Below are 23,375 nucleotides of genomic sequence, written 5' to 3'. Positions count from 1 at the left end.
ATTGTTCCCCTGATCCAGGAATGCTGGCTTATGGGCGTCAGTTGATTATCGCTACTATTCCAAATAGTCGCGTAATCGAACATATCACAGGGAAAAAAATCCCGATAGTAGGCTCTGTATATTAATGCCCCCAATCACCGCCAGTGGGTGAATCACTCTCACCCCGCCTCAGCAGCAGTATTCAGGTGCAAAAATGACGTCACCAGGGAACGACGTGATGGCCTTGGGACATCATTCTCATTCCAGGACCTGTTAACAGCCCTAATTACCCGTATCCGGTACTTGCGGCCATAACGGGCGATTGCTTTCAACCCATTTTTGAAGCCTTCTCCGTGCAGAATCTCCCGCTGTTTTTATTTCCAGATGATCACAAATGGATTTCCAGGAATTCAAATCTGCAACACCTTTTAATTCTCGAATACTTGCTGCCCACTCTTTCGCACTGGGAGTGGAAGCACGTCGAGGCGACGTATAAGTAACAGGTCCCTCTATCGACCTATTGGAATATTCTCCCACTTGTGCAAAGCCAGCAATTACCCTGCGTAGTGCTGTATTGAAGGATAGGTTTTCAAACGGTTTCGGGTTTGCCAACTTCCATATGGCTGCAACCACATCATCGTCGACATGAAACTGCGGCATACTAGTTTCCTCGCAATCAGTATGTTACCAGTATCTCACTAGTATATTTCTAGTGTCAATACTAGTATAAATAAACGATATAATAGCCACTAGTGATAGTACTAGTATATCACTATACTAGTACTAAAGATGAGACTCGGCGAAGGCTATGAGAAAAGACCAGCTTTTGTCTTTTGAGACCTGATGCACGGCATAACACGTAATTCGATCTCCGATTAACGTGCAATACTCCAGAGCTGTAGGTTGATTGCGATATTCCGCGGAAGGATGAGAAGGATATCAAGGATTGTTCATGATCTATTCCAGAAGCAGGCATGGCAAACTTCTGTCAGATACTTTCTGTCAGCCGGCCTTGCCCCGATTCCTGAATTCCCCGGACAGCACCGTCACATAGGAAAACAGCAGTTCTTCCAGAAATAATCTTGGATTGAGTGGATGCCGGGCAAGCTGCTGCGTTTTATCCAGGGCCCGCAAATAAGCTGCCATTGAATACGGATCAAGCCCGGATGCCAGGGATTTTATTTGCGCACGCATGTCCAGATGATAGCGGACCTTCTGCGCCATACGAAAACTCATCAGATCGTAGCACCACTTTTGCAGCCAGCTGACCACCATGACAAGATCCGATTTCTGCATTTCCTCTGCCAGTCCCAGCACGTCGAAACTTGATGGAGTGCTGATTTGCTGGATGAAAGCGCTGTGCCGCACAAGATAATCTTCATTCGCGAATTCCAGTGCGGTCAGGGGAGAGTAGCCAGCCGAGGCCAGGCATCTTTCAGGCGCTTTGACACCCTGCTGTTTTAACCACAGTGCTGCGGAGGCCGCGTCGGGGACTGGCATGGCGATCTGGCGGCAACGGCTGCGGATCGTGGGCAATAAATACTGTGCCTGATGCGTTACCAGTATGAACAACGTTTGGAGCGGCGGCTCTTCCAGATTCTTTAGAAGGGCATTGGCAGCAGCCGGATTCATGGTTTCCGCCGGATGGATCAGGATGATCTTATAGCCGTTCTGATGGCTGGTGATATTGACGAAGTCGCCTAGCTCCCGTATTTGCGAGATACTTATCTGTCTGCTGGGTTTTTTTGTGGACTTGCTGGTGGCCTGATTCACTGCCTTGGAAAGAGATTGAGTCTCTGCCTCATCTCCGGTTTCCACACCCTCCTCACTGGCTCCCTCTCCCGAGACGGACGTTGCCGTGACTGCTTCGGGCTCGACAAGGCAGAAATCCGGGTGACTGCCTTGCTCAAACCAGTGGCAGCTTGCACAGACCTCGCACGCCTTTCCTTCGACGGAGGGATTTTCACAGAGTCTGGACTTCGCCAGATAGCGGGCAAAAGCAAGCTTGCCCAGTCCCTTTCTGCCTCGTAACAGCAGGGCGTGGCCCAGCGTACCCGTAAGTTTCCGCCAGACTTCTTCCTGCCATCCATAAATATTACTCATGCGCAAATCGTTGCAATACTTTTTTCAACTGACCTCCTGACATTCTCCAGAGACTGGTTGGCGTCTATCACCCGTATTCTTTCAGGGAATTTTTTTGCCCGCTCCAGATACGCTTCTCGTACTCTCCGGAAAAATTCATCCTGTTCTTTTTCAAACCGGTCCGCCTGCTTGATATTGCTGGTTCGCTGCCTTCCCGATGCGATAGACACATCGAGATAAAGGGTAACATCCGGCTGAAACTCTCCCTGCACCCAGCATTCGAGTTCATTCAATTTCTGCAGGGATAGTCCCCTTCCCCCGCCTTGATAGGCAAAGCTGGCATCGGTGAAACGATCCGATATTACCCAGTCGCCGCGGCTTAAGGCAGGCAGGATGACCTTGTCCAGATGTTCGCGCCGTGCGGCGAACATCAGCAGCGCCTCGGTCTCCGCATGCATCGTTTGCCGGCTGTCGAGCAGGATGCCGCGCAACGCTTCCCCCAAGGGAGTGCCGCCGGGTTCGCGCGTAACAATCACTTTTTTTCCTCTTTCCTTCAGGAAATGCTCTAGCCACCGGAGATGCGTCGTCTTACCCGCACCGTCAATGCCTTCCAGAGTGATGAATTTGCCCCTCATATTATGATGTCATTCCTGAAAATTACGATATTGGCAATACATTGGCTCGTAAGCCGGAAAGAAGCATGCCGGACAGAGCCTGCTTCAAGGCGAGTTTAACTTATACTTATGGAAGGTAGTAGTTACAAGCCTGCTTGGCCGGACTGAAAAAAAGAAACCGCAAGCCGGACATGCCGGATACGGGTAAGCGTTATACTGTTTCGCAGGATGTACAAAACACACACAGAAAGCGCAAATACAAAAGGCGATCAGGAGTTCATTTCATGACTGATGATATAGGAAGCTTATTCGCACGCTGGGCACTTTTATTTGCACTGATGCTCGGCACCTTGATTTCGGGTGTTTCCAGCGCTGCTGCCCAGCCGGCGGAACGAAATCAGCAGGACAGACCGGCCCCGAACACGACTGAGTCTGCTTCGCGTCCGCGGGGGCAGCCATTGACTGAATTCGAGAAGATGCAATTGCACCATCGGCGCTATAGTGCTGCTGCAAATAACATGGCACATTTGTTCAAGCTATTGAATCAAAAAATCCAGGAAGTATCTCTGGCAGCAAAGACCGTCGAAGCCAAGGACAATTCCCATAACAGGCGCCAGCTGGAAATCCGGTTACAGCAACTGGAAAACGCCCGCGTGGCTTATAGCGTTCAATATTTGCAACTGCAATCACAGATGCAGAACGAATATCGCAATTATGCTGCGATCAGCAACGACTTGAAGGCAAAATATGATAGGCCCGCAAGGAGCGGGGGAGAGAGTGCCCGAGATACCGGCAGTGCGAAGGCGAAACCCGACGCGAGTGAATCGGCTAAAGCCAAGAGTATGGAAGATAAGGATACAGGGAGTCATGCAAAGGCAAAAGAATCGCCGATCGAGGAGCAGTTTCCCACCGATTCGCCTGCAAAGGATCCGCGTATCCTGGATCTGGATACCAAGGAAGTCAGAGCCAGGCGCGAAGGGCGCTCGGAGACCGGATCTTCCAGGAGTTCCCTCCCCGCCCCGGAACAACCGTGACCGGGACTGGTTGTGCAACGACCTGCTCATGGCTTTGCCCATACCCTTCAAGGGGCTGTTGTCCTGGGCGGCCTCCCAAGCACTTCCTTTAATCGCTGTTCCTGGTCTCGTGAGAGATTGGTGCTCAAAACCTTGCCCCTGAGCTCGCCGAGTTCAGTCAGGATTTTTTCCGGCTCCACTTTTCGCGCAAGGATGAAGAGCGCCGACGAATTAAGGGGGATGGTTTCACCTAATGACTTGATGAAATCATCCGAAATACCATAATCCGTAAGAGAACCGGACAAGGCTCCCGCACCTGCTCCAATCATGCTTCCGATGAGTAATCCGGCTGCGGGGTTGAGGAAAAGCATTCCGACAAAAGCCCCCAGAAGCCCGCCGGACAGCAGACCGGCAGACGTATCATAATGGGTAAGATTTATACTTTGCTTGAGGTTTATCTCACCCTGTTCGTCACGAACGACGACCACAGCATCCTCAAGATCAATCAGATGCTGCCTTTTCAGCGACCTGAGCCGCCACAAAACTTCCTCCGCTTTTTGCGGGTTTTCAAATCCTATTACCACCAGATTCGACATGGTGTCTCCTTTCAATCGTATTTGATGTCGTGCTTATTACCTATGATACCGCATGTACCACTTTGGTTTCCCCGGCATCAAGGCAAACCCTGATCGCAAGGAATTTCTCCAGCTTCTTCTTCCCCGGTCCCGGCAGAATTCCAGGTTGACGGCATGAGCCGGTGCTGACGATTTCGGAAAAAACACGCTGAAATTTCACGAATTCTTTATGTAATCAAAACAGTTTCATCACACGACTTGTGTTAAATCCAATCGAGCCCCAGAAAATGATAGATCTGTGGCGGTGAGTTTATGTGTTGTTGTACCCGACTCGCCGGGCCACTTCTATTCGGAAGAGGAACAGGAGACAGATAAGGGGCAAAGAGGGACAGAAGCTGACTGCGTGGCACTGAAATTCTTTCTTATTAATATTTTAGGGGAAATATCATGCGACAGATTCGATCCTATTTGCCTTCACTTGCAGCAACAGCAGGCGTCGTGGCATCCCTGCTGGCCATTCCAGCCGGGGCGGTTACATTCACACCCACCAATCTTGTGACGGATGATCAGCTTGCTCATGCCGCCCAGATTACCGACACCGGTCTCAAGAATGCGTGGGGAATGTCCTATGCTCCTGGCGGGCCCTTCTGGGTTTCTTCGACTGATGGCGGAACAGTCCGTCTGTATGGCGTGAATCCAGCAACACAAGCGACTGTCCAGCGACCCTTGACAGTTTCCATCCCGGGCGAGGGTAGCGTGACTGGGCAGGTATTCAACAGTACATCATCATTTGGGGACAATCGCTTTCTGTTCGTAAGCGAAGATGGCACAGTTTCAGGCTGGCGTCCCACCTTGGGTACGACGGGTTTGATACCGGCAGAGACACTGGTGTCGGCATCTTCGAACAACAGCTATAAGGGCGCAGCTATCGGCAACACCGGGGGGCACGATTATCTTTACGCGGCCAACTTCAAAGCGGGCACGGTGGATGTTCACAAGGGAGATGTCGGTGCGCCCTCACTGTCCGGTTCGTTTATCGATCCCGGCCTTCCCAGTGGATACGCTCCTTTCAATGTCCAGAACCTCAACGGATCGCTGTATGTGACCTATGCCCTGCAGAATGCAACCAAGGATGACGAAGTGGCCGGGGCGGGGCTGGGTTTTGTCGACCAATACACGTTGAACGGCGATTTCGTTACGCGCGTTGCATCCGGCGGAACCTTGAATGCGCCGTGGGGGTTGGCTGTAGCGCCTTCTTCGTTTGGTTCCGCTGCCGGTGATCTACTGGTAGGAAATTTCGGTGACGGTCATATCAATATCTACGACCCCAATACGCATACTTTTCTCGGCCAGGTGCTCGATGCCAACAATCATCCTGTAGTGATTGACGGTTTGTGGTCCATTTCACCGGGCAACGATACCATGGCAGGCAGCAGTCATCTGCTGTACTTCACGGCGGGACCGGATGACGAAACCCACGGTTTGTTTGGCGTCCTCACACCCGTCCCTGAGCCTTCCGCTTACGCAATGATGCTGGCGGGACTGGGTGCATTAACGCTGCTGATGAGGCGTCGCACACTGGGATGAAGTTTTGATGAACGGAGGGATCACGGCGCCTCAATTTCCTGCACTTTATTCTTGACTTTATTTGTAACAGTTTTATCATATAAGCTGTTGGACAAGTGATCCCTCCTTTGTAAGTGGAAACTTTAAACCCGAAGTCGATAACGTCTTCGGGTTTTTTTATGCTCCGGAACTTGATCTGTCCCGATCAATCTGCCCCTGTTGGCCATGGACTCGCCTGAGTGCGCGAGCTCGATACTCCTTTGCGAGATCGATACTCCTTTTCCAGAATCCTGGATAGCAATAATTCAATACTTGGTTTGTTATTTGTTGTGTCCGAGGGCGAGTCCCGCAATTTCGATGCCCAGACCAAGGATGAAGAGAAGTGCGCCGATCCAAATATCTTCCGGCGCGAAGAACATCAGTATTCCGCCTAATATCATAAATGAGATAGACAAAATCCGTTTGGTGCGAATGCGAAGGGTCATGGCACACAGCCTTTTACAAGCAGATTCCGCTGAAGCAGATATCCGGCTATCCTTATATAGACAATATAACTATAGACCCTCGCCGCGAAAATGCTGGAGAAGGAGCGCTTGAAGCTCTATATAGCTCCGGCTGAATGGAATCCGGTTAAACAGGCCGCCGTCCATGTCTATGGGAGTTGCTTATTTTGCCCTTCTTTCAAGCTCAAAGACCATCGAATCGGCAAGGGAGAGAAGCGGCTTTATGGCCTGATCAACCTTATCGGCAAGTGCTGCAGGGGCGATGTTGTGCGACAGGGACACCTGGAGCGCCTCTTGCAGACGAGTTGGTTTTTCAGTCGACAGGTGCTGCAGGTCAGCGGGCAGTCCCTGACGTAATAGGCTATAGACCACACCCGGTTCCACGCTGTAATGAAAACACCATTCGTCATCCAGCCGAAGATAATTCAGGTGCTCCAGCGGAATGCCTGTCTTACCTCCAAGGAAACTTAAATCCTTATCGGTCAATTGGTGAACAGATTCACCATCAATAAGCAGCTTCAGCGCAGCAATATATCGCTCATACTCGGAGGGTCCCCGGAATTTTCCTGATTTGATCTCCAGGTCGACCGCTTGCTGTAGTGGAGCATTGAATATGATTTCTGAAAATCCAATCTCATCTCCTGTTTCTTTGCCTTCGCTATCGGACGGTTCGAAAACGCGCACGATCAGATCCGCTTTGTCCTTCATCCGGAGCTTGTTTGTGCTATATGTAATCTGATAGCTTCCTTCTGCATCCGTGATTGCCTGACCCAGCAATGTCTCTGATCGCATGTCTCGATCAAATGCACGGACGAGGAGATGAGGAAGCGGGAAGTCATCCATTTGGCGAATTGTGCCCCGAAGGATGCAAAGCGTTTTAGCTGTGATATCGAGAAACTCCTGAATCGCAGCCGGGTTCTTCCTTGCTTCAGCTACAATGCCGCCCTCCGGATCGAATACTCGCACAAGCAGATCAGGACCCTTTCGTCCATTCGAACGCCAGGCATAGTCGATACGGTAGAATCCATCATCCTGAACCGCGCTTATTGCGCCACACCGCACAAATGTATTCACCGAGAGCGCATCGAATGCGCAAACGGTAAAGCCGCTTGCGCACAGCGGCGCTCCATCTTCCTGAAAAATCTGCCCGCTAACAGTATAAATCTTGGTCCGTGGAACATCCGGACCGATGGTCACGGTGGCGATGGCCGAAAACTGATTCCTCAGGTTTTCCGCCTGATCCTGCGACAGCTCTTCAATCGTAAAGCCACGTTCCCACAAGATTCGGGAAAAATCATTCTGTTTGCGGGAAACAGGCATCATCAGGTCGAACAGCGCGCGAAGTTCCCCCTCGGTGACGAAAATACGCACCGAGTTGTCTATAACCCTGGCCTCCAGGTAATTTATACCTGCAAGTGCCCGCTGCACATTCTCTATTTCGCCTGAATTCAACCTTTCCAGCAATATGCCCTGCTCCAGAATGTGCTGGCGCAGATTTTTGAAACCTTTAACGAAGCTGAACAGCTTTTGTAGAATGTCGAATTTCTTGTCTGGCTGACTGAACTGGATGGTAGCTCGCATGGTTGGGTCGGTTTCTATGTCCGCTATCGGTTATTTTTTAATACTTGATCAGCCCATTCGGGGAAAGCAGCGAAGGGAGGGAGAATTCACATGCAGGATCTTTCTTATGTTCCTTGTGCCTGGAAACGATTTCCAGGCATGGAAGACCTCTTCACAAACCACTGTCATGAGAGCCGATGGAAAAACTGGTTCAGTACAGTTTACAGCAGTTTATGTATCCAGGGCTCCGAATATCCTCTGTTGCTGCAACAAGCATAGCGGCTGGTTATGCTCTCGCATCAAATGAATAGTCTTCCCACCATTAAACATAGCTGATGGGCATAAGAAATCAAGCTTTTTGTTGCTTGTGCATCCAAAACTGGAGCTTATACATGTCTTATCGATATCCTACATGTCTTATCGGTATCCGTAGTATTTGTGGATGAGGTAAGGACAATCGTCGTTATTGATGGGCTGCGCTTTGCTTCACCTCTTTTACGAAAACACATCAGAAAAACAGATCAATTGATTTAAATGTCATGAAGAATTCTCCTATCGTTAGCGCCAAGAGCAGGAATTTTGAATGGCGCCTGGCTAACCTGCCGAAGCCGGCTTATCCGGAAGAGCTCCCGGTAGTAGCTCTACGGCAGGAGATCGCGCAGGCGATTCGGGAAAACCAGGTGGTGATCATCAGCGGTGAAACCGGTTCGGGCAAGACCACGCAATTGCCGAAAATCTGCCTTGAACTCGAACGGGGCGTGCATGCGATGATCGGGCATACGCAGCCTCGTCGTATCGCGGCACGGACCGTGGCGGCACGAATCGCTTCAGAACTTAAGAGTCCCTTGGGGCATGCGGTAGGGTACAAGGTGCGCTTTTCGGACAAGGTGAGTCCGGAAACGTATGTCAAGCTCATGACAGACGGCATTCTGCTGGCGGAGACGCAAGGCGATCCGAATCTGCTTGCCTACGATACGATCATCATCGATGAGGCGCACGAACGCAGCCTGAACATCGATTTTCTGCTCGGATATCTCAAGCAACTGCTGCCGCACCGGCCGGATCTCAAGCTGATCGTTACTTCCGCGACCATCAATGCCGAACGCTTCTCCGCGCATTTCGATAACGCGCCTGTCATTGAAGTATCCGGCCGCATGTATCCGGTAGAGGTACGTTATCGTCCCATCGAGGCCCCGGCTCGCCCTGCTTCCGTCATCGCGGAAGATCGGAATGAAGACAAGGCCGGGAACAGGACCAGGGATAAAGATAAGGACGGGCAGAAGGATAAACAAAAGGATAGGGACAGGGATGAAGGCGACATGGAGCAGGCTATCCTTGATGCGGTGGATGAAATCAATCGCTGTGGGCCGGGTGATGTGCTGGTGTTCCTGCCTGGCGAGCGGGAAATCCGTGATACCGCGGAGGCGCTGCGCAAGCATGCTTTTGGTGGGCCCGGCACGGGCCGCGCTGGTGCCGAAATTCTGCCATTGTTCGCGCGCCAGTCCTATGACGACCAGGAACGGGTTTTCAAGCCTGATGGCAGTAGCTTGCGGCGCATCGTGCTTGCCACCAACGTGGCGGAAACTTCACTGACCGTTCCCGGCATTCGCTACGTGATCGATACCGGCGTGGCACGCATCAAGCGCTACAGCTATCGCAACAAGGTGGAACAGTTGCAGGTGGAGAAAATTTCACGCGCGTCCGCTAATCAGCGCGCGGGACGCTGCGGCCGGGTGATGAGCGGTATCTGTTTCCGACTTTATTCGGAGCAGGATTATCTTGCCCGCCCGGAATTCACCGATCCGGAAATCCTGCGCTCTTCGCTGGCCGCGGTGATTTTACGCATGAAATCTCTCAAAATTGGATCCATCGAGAATTTTCCTTTCCTCGAACCGCCCCTGCCACGCATGATTGCGGACGGCTATCAATTACTGACTGAGCTCGGCGCGGTGGATGAGAGTAACACCCTTACCAGCATCGGCTGGCAGCTGGCCAGGTTTCCCATCGACCTCAGGATTGCCCGCATGATCCTGGCAGCGAAGGAGGAAAACTGCCTGCGCGAGGTGCTCATCATCGCCTCTGCCCTGAGCGTGCAGGACCCACGAGACCGTCCGTTCGAGCGGCAGGAAGCCGCAGACCGGGCCCACCAAAGCTTCCAGGATGAGCGCTCCGATTTTCTGAGCTATCTGAAGTTGTGGGATTTCTTTGATGACCTGCTCAAGCATAAGAAATCCAACCGCAAGTTGATCGAGCAATGCCAGGAAAACTTTTTGTCGTATCGCAGAATGCGGGAGTGGCGTGAAGTCCACGGTCAATTGCATACGTTGGTAGTGGAAACAGGGTTGAAGCCCAACGAGATAGTGGCGAACTACGATGAAATGCATCGGGCGCTTCTCGCGGGGTTGCTCGGCAATATCGGTTTCAAGATCGACGAGGATAACGAATACCTCGGAGCGCGCGGCGTCAGGTTTTCGATTTTCCCAGGTTCCGTGCTGAAAAAGGCCAAACCCAAATGGGTCGTCGCTGCAGAGCTGACGGAAACCACCCGGCTTTATGGTCGAGGTGTAGCGAAAATCGATCCTGCCTGGGTGGAAAGGATCGGTGGAAAGCTTTGCAAGAAGCATTATTTCGACCCGCACTGGGAGAAGAAATCAGCGCAGGTATCGGCATTCGAGCGGGTGACCCTGTATGGATTGACAGTAGTACCGAAGCGGCGTGTCTACTACGGCAATATCAACCCGAGAGAGGCACGAGAGATTTTCATACGCTCGGCCCTCGTAGCAGGGGAATACATTACCCAGGCCCCTTTTTTTGAGCACAACCATGAGCTTATCGCCAATGTTGCCGCTCTCGAACATAAAACCCGCCGGCCGGATGTGCTGGTGGACGAACAGGAAATTTTCGCGTTCTACGATGGACTCATCCCCGAGGGGATCAGCAACGGCGCAGCTTTCGAGAAATGGCGCAGACAGGCCGAGCGTGAGAATTCGCGCTTGCTCTACATTCCCAAAGAATACCTGATGCGCCATACCGCGCAGAGCGTAACGGAAGAGCGGTTTCCCGATACCATGCTCATAGATGGCTTCCACCTGTCACTTACCTATCGCTTCGATCCTGGACACGTGTTGGACGGAGTCACCATTACCGTACCGTTGCCACTGCTGAACAGGCTGGATGCGACGCAATTCGACAGCCTCGTCCCAGGGCTGGTCCGCGAAAAGATAACCTGGTATCTGCGGGCACTCCCCAAGCAGATACGCCGCTACGTTGTACCGGTCCCGGAGTTTGTAACGCAGTTTCTGGAAAGTGCGGAACATGCAGCAGCAACTTCGCCGTCTGAACCCTCTCCGTCACTTCTGACCGAAACATTGGCCCGCTTTATCCGGATCAAAACCGGCATTACCGTTCCACCGGATGCCTGGCGGGACGAAAAACCGCCTCCGCATCTGATGATGAACTACAGAATCGTGGATGATGCGGGGCAAGAGCTGGCAATGAACCGGGATCTTGGGCAATTGAAAGCGCAGCTCGGGCAAGCGGCACAACTGATGTTCTCCCGCTCCGAGTCGGGAGAGCATAATCCCCTTGAACGCGACGATGTAAAACACTGGGATTTCGGTGATCTGCCGCAGGAAATCACCTTCAACCGCGCGGGCAAGAACATGATCGGCTTCCCTGCTCTCGCCGAACGGGATGGAAAAGTATCGATTCGCCTGTTCGACACGCGCGAAGCGGCAGAGCTCAGCATGCGTGGCGGTGTGCGTCAATTGCTGCGCTTCGAGCTGAAGGAGCAAATGAAACAGCTGGAAAAAGATCTGTCAGGACAGGGGGCAAAGGGTGGAAAGGGCAGATATCTGGCACAGGCGGCCTTTCAACTGCACACACTCATCAAGCCTGACCAGCTCAAGAAAGATATATTGAATGCGGTCGCAGACCGCGCTTTTATTGCAGATGATGCGCTGCCCCGCAGTGAAAAGGAATTTGTCGCCCAGCGCCAGCGTGCCCGCACGCGACTGCCTGCCGTGGCTGAGGCTCTGGTTCGCATCGTGCAAAACGTCGCCAGCGAGTACCAGTCATTCATGGCGAGGGTTTCTTCAATCGGAGGAGCGGGCAAGGTTGGCGTGCAAAAAACCGGCGCAGCAAGTGGCGGTAGTGCCGGTAACCCTGGAGCCGACTTGATGATCCAACTCCGCAACCTCGTTTATCCGGGATTTTTGAGCGCCACCCCCTGGGAACGCTTGCAGCATTTACCGCGTTACCTGAAAGGCATGATCCTCCGCCTGGATAAGTATGGCGCCAATCCCGAGCGCGATGCGCATCACGCGGCCGCCATTGCCGGATTATGGAACCGGTATGAACAGCGCCTTGAAAAACATCGCAAGGCGGGAACCGATGATCCCAAGCTCGTTGAATTCCGCTGGCAGATCGAGGAACTGCGGATTTCACTGTTTGCCCAGGAACTGAAAACACCCTACCCTGTTTCGGTCAAACGGCTTCAGAAATTATGGGAGGAAGTCAATTTAACAGTTTGATGGTTGGAGCCTATTTCCTCGACATGTAGACGGAGCAGTGTTCAATTAAGCGGCCGGTTTCAGCTCGGGAATATTCCGCTCTATCAGGTAGTTTGCGGCTACTCTGCATTCTCCGCCGGGAGCAATTTCCACCACTTCTGACCCCGCATTTGCGGTTTCAACGCAAACAAAGCGTTCGTAGTCGTCATCCTTCAGGTCGCCCATCTGTCCAGAAATTCTCGCCCAGGGATTCCATACGACAGCAGTCCTGCTGTCGCTCGATTGAATGCGAATCCGGCGATCATAAGCAATATCATCGATCACCAACTCTTTCTGCACATCCTGGTAAATGCGATCGACTTCGGAATTGATCGTTACCGCACCTGCTTGGGTTTTTTGAGCGTAGTTGTCGACTTTATCGAGATACGCGACCCCCTCAAGACCGAGAATGGTGATCCGATCGATATGCCCGACCTTGAAATAGGTATGCAGAGCCTGCGTGATTGAAAAAGGCGCGGTATCTTTATTTCGCGTGATCAATTCAAGATTCAGGGATTCTCCCACTGTGACTTCGAGATCCAGATTGAACGAATGCGGCCAGATAGCCCTTGTTTCCGCTGTGTCGGTCAAACCGAGCGTCACCTTGCTATCGCCATTTCCGGTGGCTTCCGTTTTAATGACGTTCCAGAGCCGGTTACGCACAAAACCATGTACAGGACGCCCTTGCTGTTCCGGATCCGGGCCGAACCAGGGCCAGCAGATGGGGGCGCCGCCCTTGATACCTTTACCTGCCTCATAATATGCAGCTTCGCTCAGGAACATCAGGTTCTGCTCATTTGCAGGCTGAAAAGACAATACCTGTCCTCCATAAACAGAGATCACTGCGCCACCCTTGGCATTATCGACCATGATAAAGGGGAATCCTCCTGCCCCCTCCATGAATTTGACCTGCCCGTCGATCCCATGGTTTTTATTCAACTCTTCTATATTCATTTCATTCCTTATTCGCTTCTGGAGATGCCTCGTAGAAGAGGATCATAATGGCACCTGAACATTTTGTCATCACCAGCTGTTTATGCTGATCGACCTGCTGACCCAAGTCGATCAGCGAAGCAGAACGAGCTTTGGAATTGCTTCCGTACCTATCCAGACAACCGCATTTTGCCCGAATTCCTTTCCAAGCGCCTTAGTTGTCTCCAGATTCAGTCCGAGCACGAGAAAGCTTTTTTCCGCCGCCCACGCTCCGGCAGGGTCGATGCCTTCACCTTCGATAATCTGGCTCTGCTTGGCAACATACCGCTCAAGGCTCTTCCGGAGATCCAGACATGCCTTCATGTTCATTTCATGACTTTCCGCCGCACCGAAGGGATTGCAGGCGGTGATGAATGCGGCACAACGATGGCCAGATGCTGCTAAAAGCCTTGCCAGGGGCTCGGAATACTGGTCCACATGCAACGTTATTGCCTCATGGCCTAAGCCCGCCCGATAGTAAGCCGAGCGATAGACATAAATGAGATCATCAGGGATTTCAGTGTATGACATGGTATCTCCGGCGAAGCTTCCCATCCCCAAGCCTTTATGAGTGCTACATTTACCCATTGATGCAGGGTAGGCAGGGTAAGTTGCAAGCTGTGCAGGAAGAGTTTCTTCTTATGAAAGGTGACGTATCACCCTGCAAGGATTTCCTGCAGCGAAAACGTTTGCGGGAATATTTCTGGTAACAATGCTTCCCGATCCGATCGTCGTGCCCCGTCCGATCGTGACACCGGGATTGATGATCGCTCCACCGCCAATCCAGACGCTGTCTTCCACGGTAATGGGTTTAGCGGCTTCCAGGCCGGTATCACGGTCCTTCGCCGCAAGGGGATGGGCTGCAGTATAGATCTGCACGGCCGGACCCAGAAAGACATTATGCCCCATGCTGACCTGCGCGCAATCCAGTACGATGCAATTGAAGTTGGCGTAGAAGTTATCCCCTACCAGGAAGTTGTAACCGTAGTCGCAATAAAAGGGAGGCTCGATATGGAGGTTTGACCCCGATGCTCCGAGCAGTTCCCCCAAAATTGCAGATCGTTTTTCAGTCTCGTCCGGAAGGCTGTCATTGAAAGCCTTCGCTAATCTTTTGGCACGCTTTCTTTCCTCGACCAGCAGTCGATCGCTGGAGCGATAGAGTTCTCCATTCAGCATTTTCTGCTTTTCGGTCTTATCGATCATGTCATCTATTCAATACAGGCGTTTGAATAAGCTTCGGAAAGAAAGAGAAAGCTTTCTCGAGGAAACATCCGGCGCTGCCACTTCAGTCAGGTTTCGGACATTCTGCCGGTATGCTGCATGGAGCATGGTTGTTTATTGCTCTCGGGGTCATACTTGGCGCCCCAGTGGATGAGCGCATGAAGAGCCGGGGATAAATCTTTTCCTTTTTCCGTGAGCGTATAAATGACTCTTCTTGCATTAAGGGGGTCGCGCTGCCTTGAAATGATATTGCACTCCTCCAGCTTTTTCAGACGATCTGAAAGAATATTGGATGCAATTTTTTCGGGTGAAGCGAGAAAATCCCGGAAATGCTGCTTGTCCTTGAACAGTATGTCGCGAATGACAAGCAAAGTCCATTTGTCACCCAATATATCCAGTGCGCAGCTAACGGGACAGGAAGAACGCTTGTTCTGGTCTTTAGTCATGCTCACATTATGTTTGATTTTCCCGATACGATTCATTTATTATACTTTCAATATGCAACCAAATACGAGGATTGAGACTCTATCTGGGGTTGCCAATATAATTTTTTTCAGCTCGGAACGGCTTTATTTCTCATATGGCTAACGCGTTATAGCTCATCCAGGGAAGGTTACGGCTTTTTGGATGGACGATATGAGGCTGAAAGGCAGCGGCAAGCAAATACAAATCAAGAGGAGTAGATGATGAAGCAAGCGATACAAGCCGGTACCTCGATTCTTGTCCTTGTAGCAACGTTGTACAGCGGTTCGGCGACCGCTCATGGAAAAGTCTCGATGGAGGAAGATAGCTGCATGCGACGGCTTGGCGACAGCAGCATGGTTCATTTAAGCGCCTATCAGCCGCAGTATGAGCCTTCAGATCAATACTGCACCGAAATTCCCAAAGGAGGAAACACGTTTCTGGTGGTTGACCTGGTGGATCCCGCATTACGGGATATTCCCATCGGAATGCGAATTGTAAGAGGAAGCAATGAAACAGAAGATGAAACGGTATCTTATGTCAGGCCCAGCTATCACCCCGATGGAGTGATCAAGGGGGAAACCGCCCTGGACAAAGGGGAGTATACGGTTTTCATAACCGGTGAAGCAGTGCCTCCCGTGCGCTACGAATATCCGTTGCGCGTAGAAATGATCAATTACGCAAAAACTTTTCGTGCCGCGGTCGGACCGATGATAGCCGCTCTGCTGCTGACTTTGCTTGGCTACAAGATCATGCAGTCCAAGCGGGTGAGGCAATGGAGATCTTCTCGCGGGTCATAAGCGCTCAGAGCTTTAGCGATAAGGGCCGGGCCTTTGCCGCGCATTCCTTAATCGGCCATGGCATGGAGGATTTTGAACCCAAGCTTCCATGCCTGCTCGTTTGACTGGCTAACTAAATCAGTAGTTGAGCCTTATGGAGACCGTGGCTTCTCTTCCTTCATAAGCAAAAATTCAGTGCAGACGAACGCTTGCTGATCAGATTGCAAGCATTGATTTTTTCTCTGCCTCCCGAACTGAAGAATGGCTTTGCTTCACTCCTGTTGGGCATCCTCCAGATACCCTCCCTGAAGGCGTCAACTTGATTCGATGAGCTTATGGCCCGGATTCAGGCCAGAACTTGGCCGCTTTCTCTTTCTATTCAGAAAAAGCAGGATAGGACCGGATTTGGCGGAAGCTGGCGCGATCAATAAACTCCGCTCGCAGAATAACATCATGAGGACGTGCTGGAGCAGAACTCGTTTTCAAGAACGCGGCCACGTCCCCAGTCATTCGCAGGAAAGTATCTTTCAAGCTCAAATCACGGCTTGCCATCATTCCCTTCGCTTCCCCGGGCAAACGCTGCTAATCCTTATAGTCTCTGAACCAAAGCCCCTGTATCATCTATGATGCGGAAAATGAGAAAAAATGGTGGGAGAAAATGGAACAGTAAACAATATATCTTCTCTCAGATTTTTAATACCCTGTTCCTCGATACGTTAATAAAGGCACTCCCGAGGGCCTGAATTTCCGCATAACTCCAATCTACTTGAAAGGAATAAGTCGTGTGGAGTTCGTAATAGTTAGCTACCCAATTCGGAGGCCGGTATATGTCGACGGCGATCTGTCCGGCTATACCAATGAAGTCCTGCAGATGGATGCGGGCACGCATAAATTTACCTTAGCCCCTCCAGAAGACTGTGACCCCATCTTTTGCGAAGTCATGGTTAAGGGAACCACTGTCCTGCTTCCCATGAAAATTGCCTTTATCAAAAAATGGTAGGTATGAGTATCCGACTTGGCGCATGCATGGCTGTGTTTGCTGGAGCCCTATTGTTGAGTGGATGTGGCTCCTTTCAGGTAAATCCCCCCTTGGCCAGGCACGACCCTTCCTCAGGTTACCGTTTCGAAAAACTGGAGGCAGGAAGCAATAGCGATAAGTTGTTTGTCGTTCTGGTTTTCTCGGGAGGCGGTACCCGGGCGGCGGCTTTATCTTATGGAGTGCTGGAAGCTCTCCGCGACACTCAAATCCAATGGGAAAACCGGAGAATATCGCTGCTGGATGAAGTGGATGTAATTTCATCGATATCCGGAGGAAGCTTTCCTGCAGCCTATTACGCCCTGTATGGATTACGGATTTTCGACGAATTCCCGAATCGCTTCCTCTACAGATCCATCCAATCCGAATTGATTGACTCGACGTTGACTCCAGCGGGGCTATTGAAGCTCGGCGGGGCGAGCTTCGGGCGCAGTGACCTGGCGGCGGAGTTTTATGACCGGGAAGTATTTGGAGCAGGCACATATGCCGAAGTAATTGCTCGGGCTCGACGGCCTTTTGTGATCCTGAATGCCACGGATATGACGACGGGAACACAATTTCCCTTTACCCAAGACCAGTTTGACCTTTTATGCTCCGACCTGTCAGGAATTTCACTGGGGCGGGCAGCAGCCGCATCCTCGGCGTATCCGGGAGGACTTACACCCCTCACCTTTCAAAACTATGCGGGCAAATGCGGCTACCATCAGCCTGAATGGGTGGATCTTGCCGTTCGGGATCATAAGTCGCGCATCAATATACGTCGGGCCGCGCGCGCGGAAAACAGGCTTTCGTATACCGATACTGAACACAACCCGCGTAAATACATCCATTTGACCGATGGCGGCGTAGCCGACAATATCGGGCTGCGGGAGCCGCTCACGGCAATCAACAGTTTAAATAATTCCTGGAGTGTGCTTCGCCTGATAAATCAGAAGAAAGTGGACAAACTTGTGGTAATCGTGGTGAATGCCGGCACAAACCCCACCACTAGGCGGGATCAGACTCCAGAGGTTCCCGGGCTCGTTGATACCCTGACTGCCGCAGCCGTGGTCCCGTTGGGCAATTATTCATTCGATACTCTTGAATTGTTGCGGCAAACGGTAAACGAGTTCAACGAATCGATGCGACTGGTATCCGGCTGCAAGGAGTTGGCTGCCAGCAAAGGCCCGCGATGCGAGTTGGATATTCCTATACCGCACCAGATTGAATTCTTTCCGATCGAAGTGGCGTTTGAATACATCGAAGCTGCCGACGAGCGAAACTGGTTCAAAAATCTTCCTACCACCCTGGAATTGCCCCGGGAAACGGTAGATAAACTACGGAAGGTCGGGCAACAAATACTTAACGAAGATCCCGAGTTCAAAAGACTGATGGAAGCGTTGCATGGCTGCATCGCACTTGCGGGACAGCATTGCTGATGGAAAAATTCCATGGGATCACGCCGCAGCTCACCCAAAAAGAAAGGGAAGAAACATGACGAAGATTCTCGGATTCGCCGCGCATGGCCCCCAGCAGAAACTCGAACCATTCACATATGACGCCGGGCCTCTCGCGCCGGAGGAAGTGGAAATTGCGGTGGAGCATTGCGGTCTTTGTCATTCCGATCTCTCAATATTGAATAACGACTGGGGTATCACGCAGTACCCAGTTATTCCCGGACACGAGGCCATCGGCCGGATTGTCTCGATGGGAGAACACGTAAGGGGATTGCAAATCGGGCAGCGGGTAGGAGTTGGCTGGAATGCCGGCAGCTGCATGCACTGCCATGAATGCATGACCGGCGACCACAACCTTTGTGCAAAAGCCACCGCGACAATCATCGGGCATTATGGGGGCTTTGCCGATAAAGTGCGCGCGCACTGGGCGTGGGCGATTCCCATACCTGAGAAGCTTGAAAGTTCCTCCGCAGGCCCGTTACTCTGCGGAGGGATTACTGTATTTGCGCCCCTTGCGGCCTATGTAAAACCGACCGATCATGTAGGTGTCGTCGGTATTGGCGGCCTTGGTCATCTGGCCCTGCAATTTGCGAATGCCTGGGGTTGCGAAGTTACGGCTTTCTCTTCCAATCCCTCAAAGGCGGAAGAAATGCGTACACTCGGCGCCCATCGTGTTCTCTCCAGCCGTAAGAGTGGCGAAATTCGCGCGGCGGCACGCTCGCTCGACTTTCTGCTGGTGACCGTCAATGTCCCGCTTGACTGGGCATTGCTGCTCCAGACACTGAAACCGAAAGGACGCATGCATCTCGTTGGCGCAGTGCTCGAACCCCTGCCCATCCCTGCTTTCGAGCTTCTGAGCGGACATAAGAACGTTTCAGGGTCACCGACCGGTGGGCCTGCGATGATATCGGATATGCTGGATTTTGCCGCCCGTCACGGCATTCAGTCTCAGGTAGAGCGTTTTCCCATGAGCAGTGTCAATGAAGCAATGGAGCATCTGGCTGCTGGAAAGGCGCGCTACCGCATAGTCCTGGATGCGAATTTTAATCGGGAGCAGCCAGGAAGTGCGAATGCATGATCAGCCGCTTCTTAGCAATTCGACTGTCACTTCATTCGAACATGATCCATCGCGCTCTTATCAACACATTCGGGAACGTGAGCAGACGTACAAAAAGATCATCCTCTATCACCTGGCCGGTTAAATCCTGAAAGAACAAGTCACCTTCCTGCTCATACACATCCAGTCCCAGATATCCGATTCTCGAGGATTTCAATCCGACAATCACTGCTCGGGTGTCGATAACAGCTCCACGGCTGGTGTTGATGAGCATCATGCCCTGTTTCATTCGCTCGACTGCGGTGTCGTCGATCAACCGATGCGTTTGGGGATTGAGTGGACAATGCAGCGTGATGATGTCGCTCTCTCCATAGAGCGTCTCCAGCGGAACATATTCGACTCCCAGTTCAGTGCATGTGGAATTCTGCTGCGAGGTCGTAAGCCAGCAAGCGGCAACCGAAGCCGCGCAGTATCTGCGCCATCGCGGTCCCAATGCGCCGGTACCGATAATACCGACAGTTTTATTGCGCATTTCAAAGCCAAGCAGTCCCTGCAAGGTGAAGTTCCCATTGCGGATGTGATTATAGGCTTGATGAAGACGGCGATTGAGGGTCAGCATCAGCGCGACTGTATGCTCTGCGACTGAATGCGGCGAATAGGCAGGTACCCGCACCACACGAATTCCCAGTGCGCTTGCTGACTGAATATCGACGTTGTTGAAGCCCGCGCAGCGCAGGGCGATGAGATCGGTCCCCTCCGCCGCCAGCGTTTCCAGCACTCTGTTGTCCAACATGTCGTTGACGAATACGCACACGACGGGGAAACCTGCCACCATCCGACGCATTTCTTGGGATTAGGTGCGACTCGAAAAACACCAATTCATGATGAGCATCACGATTGGCAACCAGTAAAAATTGGCGATCGTAGGATTGAGCGCTGCAAATGGCAACTTTCATTGATTTCCTGCCTGTTTGTCCCTTCTTCGGGATGTTGAAGTCCGATTTGGAGCTCTTTTCCAAATCATGGACAGCATCAGCTTAGCTCTTCCAGGCATTATCTGAAAAAACTTTACCGATTTTACCGATAATAGCGGTGGACTCACCCTCCGACAGGGTCAGGGCAAGTTCTTCGGCAAGCTAAGGGGAGGATGAACAGCACGCCTGCATCTGAACTGGAGGGCATTTAATGGACCCGAAGGAACAAAAGACGCAGCAATCACCCGGATGAGGCCGCAACAGCGCCTTGCAGTCTTCGCATTCATAATAAAACTGACATGCGTCAACTGGCATGATCTCTCGCTTGACGTACTTACAGTAAGGGCACGTCAGTTCCGATTCCAGAAGAAGTGCGGTATTCGTCAAAAGAATTCCCGGGAGTGATAAAAAATTGTGGCACCATGCCCTCCAGTTACTGCCGCTTCTACTACTTCGCTTCCTCCGCCATCTGACGGTGAGACTCCGCCATCCTCCTGTTTTCCTCCGCAGCTTCCTCATAGATGTGAGCGAGTGCCTGAGCATGCTCTTTCACATCAATGGTTTTCCTGCCATAGTAATATCCGTGCTTCCGATATTCGGTCAGACACCTTTTCTGTTCATCTGCCCTCGCCTGCATGGTTTCCGCTGCAGCCTGATAGTGTCGAGCCAGGGCATAATGATCTTTACTGGTTTTTGCGTTCCGAATAGCGCTTGTCATATCCATGGGATGGGGGTCGATGTGAGCGCAGGATATGAGAGCCAGGCCTGTTAGAATTACAAAAAATAAGCGAATTTTCATTTGCCATCTCTCTGTTGGGTGGTCCTAAGATAATATAGCACTGTAAGTTATAGCAGCATTCCGTAACTTTGACGCAGGTCTCCGAATGAAAATCTGGCCAGGCACACCCTATCCCCTTGGTGCAACATACGATGGAGCGGGAACCAATTTCTCCTTGTTTTCCGAGGTGGCGGAACGCGTCGAACTGTGCCTGTTCGATGAAGCCGGTCGTGAAACCAGGGTGGATTTGCCCGAGGTGACAGGATATTGCTGGCACGGCTACCTGCGTGGCGTAGAGCCTGGACAGCGCTATGGTTTTCGAGTGCATGGGCCGTGGGCCCCTGAGCAAGGCAATCGCTGTAATCCCGCGAAGCTGCTGCTCGATCCATATGCAAAAGGGATCGATAGCGACATTACCTGGGATGAAGCTGTATTCCCCTATCTTTTCGATGACCGCGATGCACGGAATGATAAGGATAGCGCGCCTTTCATGCCTCGCAGCATCGTTCATCAACCGTTTTTCGATTGGTCCGGCGATCGTCAACTCCAGCGCCCCTGGCACGAAACAGTCATTTATGAGTTGCACGTCAAGGGCTTCACGGCACAACATCCGGACATACCTCCTGAACTGCGGGGCACTTATGCGGGTCTCGCACACTCCGCCTCCATCGAGTATCTGAAACAGCTTGGAGTCACTGCTGTCGAGCTGCTGCCAGTGCACTACTTTGTGCAGGACAAACATCTTCTGGACCAGGGTTTGCACAACTACTGGGGTTATAACTCCATTGCCTATTTTGCTCCCCATAGCGCCTACGCCGCGGACAAGCGTCCGGGGGCCGCGAGCGCCGAATTCAAGCAAATGGTCAAGGCTCTGCATCAAGCCGACATCGAGGTTATCCTCGATGTGGTGTACAACCATACTGCGGAAGGCAACGATCTCGGGCCAGTGTTATGCCTGAAGGGAATCGACAACGCCTATTATTACCAGCTTATGGAGGATCGGCGTTATTACAGGGATTACACAGGCACAGGCAACTGCCTCAACATGAGGCAGCCACATGTGCTGCAACTGATCATGGATTCGCTTCGCTATTGGGTGCTGGAAATGCACGTCGATGGCTTCCGCTTCGATCTTGCATCCGCGCTCGCACGCGAACTGCATGAAGTGCAAATGCTGAATGCATTTTTCAACATTATCCAGCAGGATCCTGTTACAAATCAGGTCAAGCTGATCGCGGAACCCTGGGACCTGGGAGAAGGCGGTTATCAGGTGGGGAAATTCCCATCAGGCTGGTCTGAATGGAACGGTAAGTACCGGGATTGTATTCGCAATTTCTGGCGCACTCAGGAACCTACTTTAAGTGAATTCGCTTACCGCTTTACCGGAAGCTCAGACCTTTACGAGGGGAATTCGCGTCATCCTTTTGCAAGCATCAATTTTGTCACCTCGCACGACGGTTTCACACTGCGTGATCTGGTGTCTTACAACGAAAAACACAATCTGGCCAATGGCGAAGACGACAGGGATGGCACAGACGACAACCGTTCCTGGAATTGCGGTGTCGAGGGGCCTACGGATGACAGGGAAGTGCTTACGCTTCGCGCCCGGCAGCAGCGCAATTTCCTGGCCACCCTGATATTGTCACAGGGTGTGCCCATGTTGCTCGCAGGGGATGAATCAGGTCGCACCCAGCAGGGAAATAATAATGCGTACTGCCAGGACAACGAAATTTCCTGGGTGGATTGGGGGAAGGTGGATATCGGTTTACAGGAATTCACCAGACGCCTCACTCGCTTCCGCCATGATCACCCGGTCTTCCGCCGGCGACGGTGGTTTCAGGGGCAACCCATCCACGGTGGGAGCCAAGACGATATTGCGTGGTTCAATTACATGGGAGAACAGGCGAGCGAGGAATTATGGGGGAATGGGGGAATTCAAAGCTTGGGAATTTTTCTCAACGGAGACAGTTTCCCGAATCCCAATGCTCGAGGGGAGCCAGTGAAGGATGACAGCTTCTACCTGATTTTCAACGCGCATTTCGAGGCGATCGATTTCGTTCTGCCCCCGAACCACTGGGGGCTACGTTGGTTGAAGATACTCGACACCAACGAGGGCTGGGTAGAGAATGCAGCAGATAAGCCCGGGCTCGAAGCTGGATCCACTTTGTCAGTCGCACCCCGGTCACTGGTGCTTTTGCAGCGGCAGGCGTGAAACTCT

General features: G+C 51.9%; 20 protein-coding genes. 7 read left to right on the top strand and 13 right to left on the bottom strand.

The annotated features are described in order from the left end of the window. Positions 1-261 precede the first annotated feature (261 nt). The 3 genes from BMW46_RS08400 to tmk form a co-directional block, all read right to left on the bottom strand. A complete protein-coding gene (locus BMW46_RS08400; protein WP_074707150.1) occupies positions 262-639 on the bottom strand; it encodes a hypothetical protein in 378 nt (125 codons plus the stop codon). 342 nt (positions 640-981) lie between these two features. Further along, positions 982-2,082 (bottom strand): DNA polymerase III subunit delta', encoded by a 1,101-nt coding sequence (holB, locus tag BMW46_RS08395; RefSeq protein ID WP_074707147.1) that lies wholly within the window; start codon positions 2,080-2,082, stop codon positions 982-984. Next, positions 2,079-2,696 carry a dTMP kinase gene (gene tmk / locus BMW46_RS08390; RefSeq protein WP_074707145.1) on the bottom strand — a complete coding sequence of 206 codons (618 nt, stop codon included), beginning with the start codon at positions 2,694-2,696 and terminating at the stop codon, positions 2,079-2,081. The genes holB and tmk overlap by 4 nt, the downstream gene beginning before the upstream one ends. 263 nt (positions 2,697-2,959) lie before the next feature. On the opposite strand from tmk, the gene BMW46_RS08385 reads away from it, so the two are divergent. Then, entirely contained in the window at positions 2,960-3,709 is a 750-nt protein-coding gene (locus tag BMW46_RS08385; protein WP_143121435.1) for a hypothetical protein, read from the top strand. 47 nt (positions 3,710-3,756) lie between these two features. On the opposite strand, the gene BMW46_RS08380 is transcribed toward BMW46_RS08385, so the two are convergent. Next, positions 3,757-4,284, bottom strand: coding sequence for a DUF1269 domain-containing protein (locus tag BMW46_RS08380; RefSeq protein ID WP_074707140.1), 528 nt, complete (start codon positions 4,282-4,284; stop codon positions 3,757-3,759). 426 nt (positions 4,285-4,710) lie between these two features. On the opposite strand from BMW46_RS08380, the gene BMW46_RS08375 reads away from it, so the two are divergent. Further along, positions 4,711-5,850, top strand: coding sequence for a TIGR03118 family protein (locus tag BMW46_RS08375; RefSeq protein WP_074707137.1), 1,140 nt, complete (start codon positions 4,711-4,713; stop codon positions 5,848-5,850). Positions 5,851-6,149: 299 nt separating this feature from the next. On the opposite strand, the gene BMW46_RS15370 is transcribed toward BMW46_RS08375, so the two are convergent. Then, positions 6,150-6,314 (bottom strand): hypothetical protein, encoded by a 165-nt coding sequence (locus tag BMW46_RS15370; RefSeq protein ID WP_177171066.1) that lies wholly within the window; start codon positions 6,312-6,314, stop codon positions 6,150-6,152. 180 nt (positions 6,315-6,494) lie between these two features. Continuing rightward, the gene (locus tag BMW46_RS08370; protein ID WP_074707135.1) at positions 6,495-7,913 is read right to left on the bottom strand and encodes a hypothetical protein; all 1,419 of its coding nucleotides are present in this window, start codon (positions 7,911-7,913) and stop codon (positions 6,495-6,497) included. A gap of 518 nt (positions 7,914-8,431) precedes the next feature. Here BMW46_RS08370 and hrpA point away from each other — a divergent pair. Beyond that, the gene (gene hrpA / locus BMW46_RS08365) at positions 8,432-12,424 is read left to right on the top strand and encodes an ATP-dependent RNA helicase HrpA (RefSeq protein ID WP_074707132.1); all 3,993 of its coding nucleotides are present in this window, start codon (positions 8,432-8,434) and stop codon (positions 12,422-12,424) included. 45 nt (positions 12,425-12,469) lie between these two features. On the opposite strand, the gene BMW46_RS08360 is transcribed toward hrpA, so the two are convergent. From BMW46_RS08360 to BMW46_RS08345, 4 genes are all read right to left on the bottom strand, one after another. Further along, a complete protein-coding gene (locus tag BMW46_RS08360; RefSeq protein ID WP_074707130.1) occupies positions 12,470-13,396 on the bottom strand; it encodes a D-hexose-6-phosphate mutarotase in 927 nt (308 codons plus the stop codon). Positions 13,397-13,507: 111 nt separating this feature from the next. After that, positions 13,508-13,945: a DUF3293 domain-containing protein gene (locus BMW46_RS08355; protein WP_074707381.1), complete on the bottom strand. Its 438-nt coding sequence runs from the start codon at positions 13,943-13,945 to the stop codon at positions 13,508-13,510. A gap of 108 nt (positions 13,946-14,053) precedes the next feature. Then, the gene (locus tag BMW46_RS08350) at positions 14,054-14,617 is read right to left on the bottom strand and encodes a sugar O-acetyltransferase (protein WP_177171065.1); all 564 of its coding nucleotides are present in this window, start codon (positions 14,615-14,617) and stop codon (positions 14,054-14,056) included. Between the two features lie 86 nt (positions 14,618-14,703). Next, a complete protein-coding gene (locus tag BMW46_RS08345) occupies positions 14,704-15,117 on the bottom strand; it encodes a winged helix-turn-helix transcriptional regulator (RefSeq protein ID WP_074707127.1) in 414 nt (137 codons plus the stop codon). A 201-nt stretch (positions 15,118-15,318) separates the two neighbouring features. On the opposite strand from BMW46_RS08345, the gene BMW46_RS08340 reads away from it, so the two are divergent. The 3 genes from BMW46_RS08340 (at position 15,319) to ahr (ending at position 19,426) form a co-directional block, all read left to right on the top strand. Beyond that, positions 15,319-15,897: a hypothetical protein gene (locus tag BMW46_RS08340; RefSeq protein ID WP_074707124.1), complete on the top strand. Its 579-nt coding sequence runs from the start codon at positions 15,319-15,321 to the stop codon at positions 15,895-15,897. Between the two features lie 1,005 nt (positions 15,898-16,902). Continuing rightward, entirely contained in the window at positions 16,903-18,330 is a 1,428-nt protein-coding gene (locus BMW46_RS08325) for a patatin-like phospholipase family protein (protein WP_177171064.1), read from the top strand. Between the two features lie 55 nt (positions 18,331-18,385). After that, positions 18,386-19,426, top strand: coding sequence for an NADPH-dependent aldehyde reductase Ahr (ahr, locus tag BMW46_RS08320; RefSeq protein ID WP_074707376.1), 1,041 nt, complete (start codon positions 18,386-18,388; stop codon positions 19,424-19,426). 31 nt (positions 19,427-19,457) lie between these two features. On the opposite strand, the gene BMW46_RS08315 is transcribed toward ahr, so the two are convergent. From BMW46_RS08315 to BMW46_RS08305, 3 genes are all read right to left on the bottom strand, one after another. Then, positions 19,458-20,240, bottom strand: coding sequence for an NAD(P)-dependent oxidoreductase (locus BMW46_RS08315; protein WP_256377007.1), 783 nt, complete (start codon positions 20,238-20,240; stop codon positions 19,458-19,460). Positions 20,241-20,541: 301 nt separating this feature from the next. Further along, positions 20,542-20,898, bottom strand: a complete 357-nt coding sequence (locus BMW46_RS16030) for a GDCCVxC domain-containing (seleno)protein (protein ID WP_442512555.1) — start codon at positions 20,896-20,898, stop codon at positions 20,542-20,544. Then, positions 20,828-21,178: a hypothetical protein gene (locus BMW46_RS08305; protein WP_074707111.1), complete on the bottom strand. Its 351-nt coding sequence runs from the start codon at positions 21,176-21,178 to the stop codon at positions 20,828-20,830. The genes BMW46_RS16030 and BMW46_RS08305 overlap by 71 nt, the downstream gene beginning before the upstream one ends. 85 nt (positions 21,179-21,263) lie before the next feature. Here BMW46_RS08305 and glgX point away from each other — a divergent pair, with 85 nt between their 5' ends. Beyond that, the gene (gene glgX / locus BMW46_RS08300; protein ID WP_074707109.1) at positions 21,264-23,369 is read left to right on the top strand and encodes a glycogen debranching protein GlgX; all 2,106 of its coding nucleotides are present in this window, start codon (positions 21,264-21,266) and stop codon (positions 23,367-23,369) included. The last annotated feature ends 6 nt before the right edge of the window (positions 23,370-23,375 follow it).

It is taken from the genome of Nitrosospira multiformis (assembly GCF_900111585.1).
GTDB classification, from domain to species: domain Bacteria; phylum Pseudomonadota; class Gammaproteobacteria; order Burkholderiales; family Nitrosomonadaceae; genus Nitrosospira; species Nitrosospira multiformis_B.
Note: the sequence above shows the minus strand (reverse complement) of the source record. Positions and strands in the feature narration are given on the sequence as shown.

What these genes read in the sequence shown, in the direction of transcription:
- BMW46_RS08400 (WP_074707150.1), bottom strand. Translation starts at nt 639, where the DNA reads ATGCCGCAGTTTCATGTCGACGATGATGTGGTTGCAGCCATATGGAAG.
- holB (WP_074707147.1), bottom strand. Translation starts at nt 2,082, where the DNA reads ATGAGTAATATTTATGGATGGCAGGAAGAAGTCTGGCGGAAACTTACG.
- tmk (WP_074707145.1), bottom strand. Translation starts at nt 2,696, where the DNA reads ATGAGGGGCAAATTCATCACTCTGGAAGGCATTGACGGTGCGGGTAAG.
- BMW46_RS08385 (WP_143121435.1), top strand. Translation starts at nt 2,960, where the DNA reads ATGACTGATGATATAGGAAGCTTATTCGCACGCTGGGCACTTTTATTT.
- BMW46_RS08380 (WP_074707140.1), bottom strand. Translation starts at nt 4,284, where the DNA reads ATGTCGAATCTGGTGGTAATAGGATTTGAAAACCCGCAAAAAGCGGAG.
- BMW46_RS08375 (WP_074707137.1), top strand. Translation starts at nt 4,711, where the DNA reads ATGCGACAGATTCGATCCTATTTGCCTTCACTTGCAGCAACAGCAGGC.
- BMW46_RS15370 (WP_177171066.1), bottom strand. Translation starts at nt 6,314, where the DNA reads ATGACCCTTCGCATTCGCACCAAACGGATTTTGTCTATCTCATTTATG.
- BMW46_RS08370 (WP_074707135.1), bottom strand. Translation starts at nt 7,913, where the DNA reads ATGCGAGCTACCATCCAGTTCAGTCAGCCAGACAAGAAATTCGACATT.
- hrpA (WP_074707132.1), top strand. Translation starts at nt 8,432, where the DNA reads ATGAAGAATTCTCCTATCGTTAGCGCCAAGAGCAGGAATTTTGAATGG.
- BMW46_RS08360 (WP_074707130.1), bottom strand. Translation starts at nt 13,396, where the DNA reads ATGAATATAGAAGAGTTGAATAAAAACCATGGGATCGACGGGCAGGTC.
- BMW46_RS08355 (WP_074707381.1), bottom strand. Translation starts at nt 13,945, where the DNA reads ATGTCATACACTGAAATCCCTGATGATCTCATTTATGTCTATCGCTCG.
- BMW46_RS08350 (WP_177171065.1), bottom strand. Translation starts at nt 14,617, where the DNA reads ATGATCGATAAGACCGAAAAGCAGAAAATGCTGAATGGAGAACTCTAT.
- BMW46_RS08345 (WP_074707127.1), bottom strand. Translation starts at nt 15,117, where the DNA reads ATGAATCGTATCGGGAAAATCAAACATAATGTGAGCATGACTAAAGAC.
- BMW46_RS08340 (WP_074707124.1), top strand. Translation starts at nt 15,319, where the DNA reads ATGATGAAGCAAGCGATACAAGCCGGTACCTCGATTCTTGTCCTTGTA.
- BMW46_RS08325 (WP_177171064.1), top strand. Translation starts at nt 16,903, where the DNA reads ATGGCTGTGTTTGCTGGAGCCCTATTGTTGAGTGGATGTGGCTCCTTT.
- ahr (WP_074707376.1), top strand. Translation starts at nt 18,386, where the DNA reads ATGACGAAGATTCTCGGATTCGCCGCGCATGGCCCCCAGCAGAAACTC.
- BMW46_RS08315 (WP_256377007.1), bottom strand. Translation starts at nt 20,240, where the DNA reads ATGGTGGCAGGTTTCCCCGTCGTGTGCGTATTCGTCAACGACATGTTG.
- BMW46_RS16030 (WP_442512555.1), bottom strand. Translation starts at nt 20,898, where the DNA reads ATGAGGAAGCTGCGGAGGAAAACAGGAGGATGGCGGAGTCTCACCGTC.
- BMW46_RS08305 (WP_074707111.1), bottom strand. Translation starts at nt 21,178, where the DNA reads ATGAAAATTCGCTTATTTTTTGTAATTCTAACAGGCCTGGCTCTCATA.
- glgX (WP_074707109.1), top strand. Translation starts at nt 21,264, where the DNA reads ATGAAAATCTGGCCAGGCACACCCTATCCCCTTGGTGCAACATACGAT.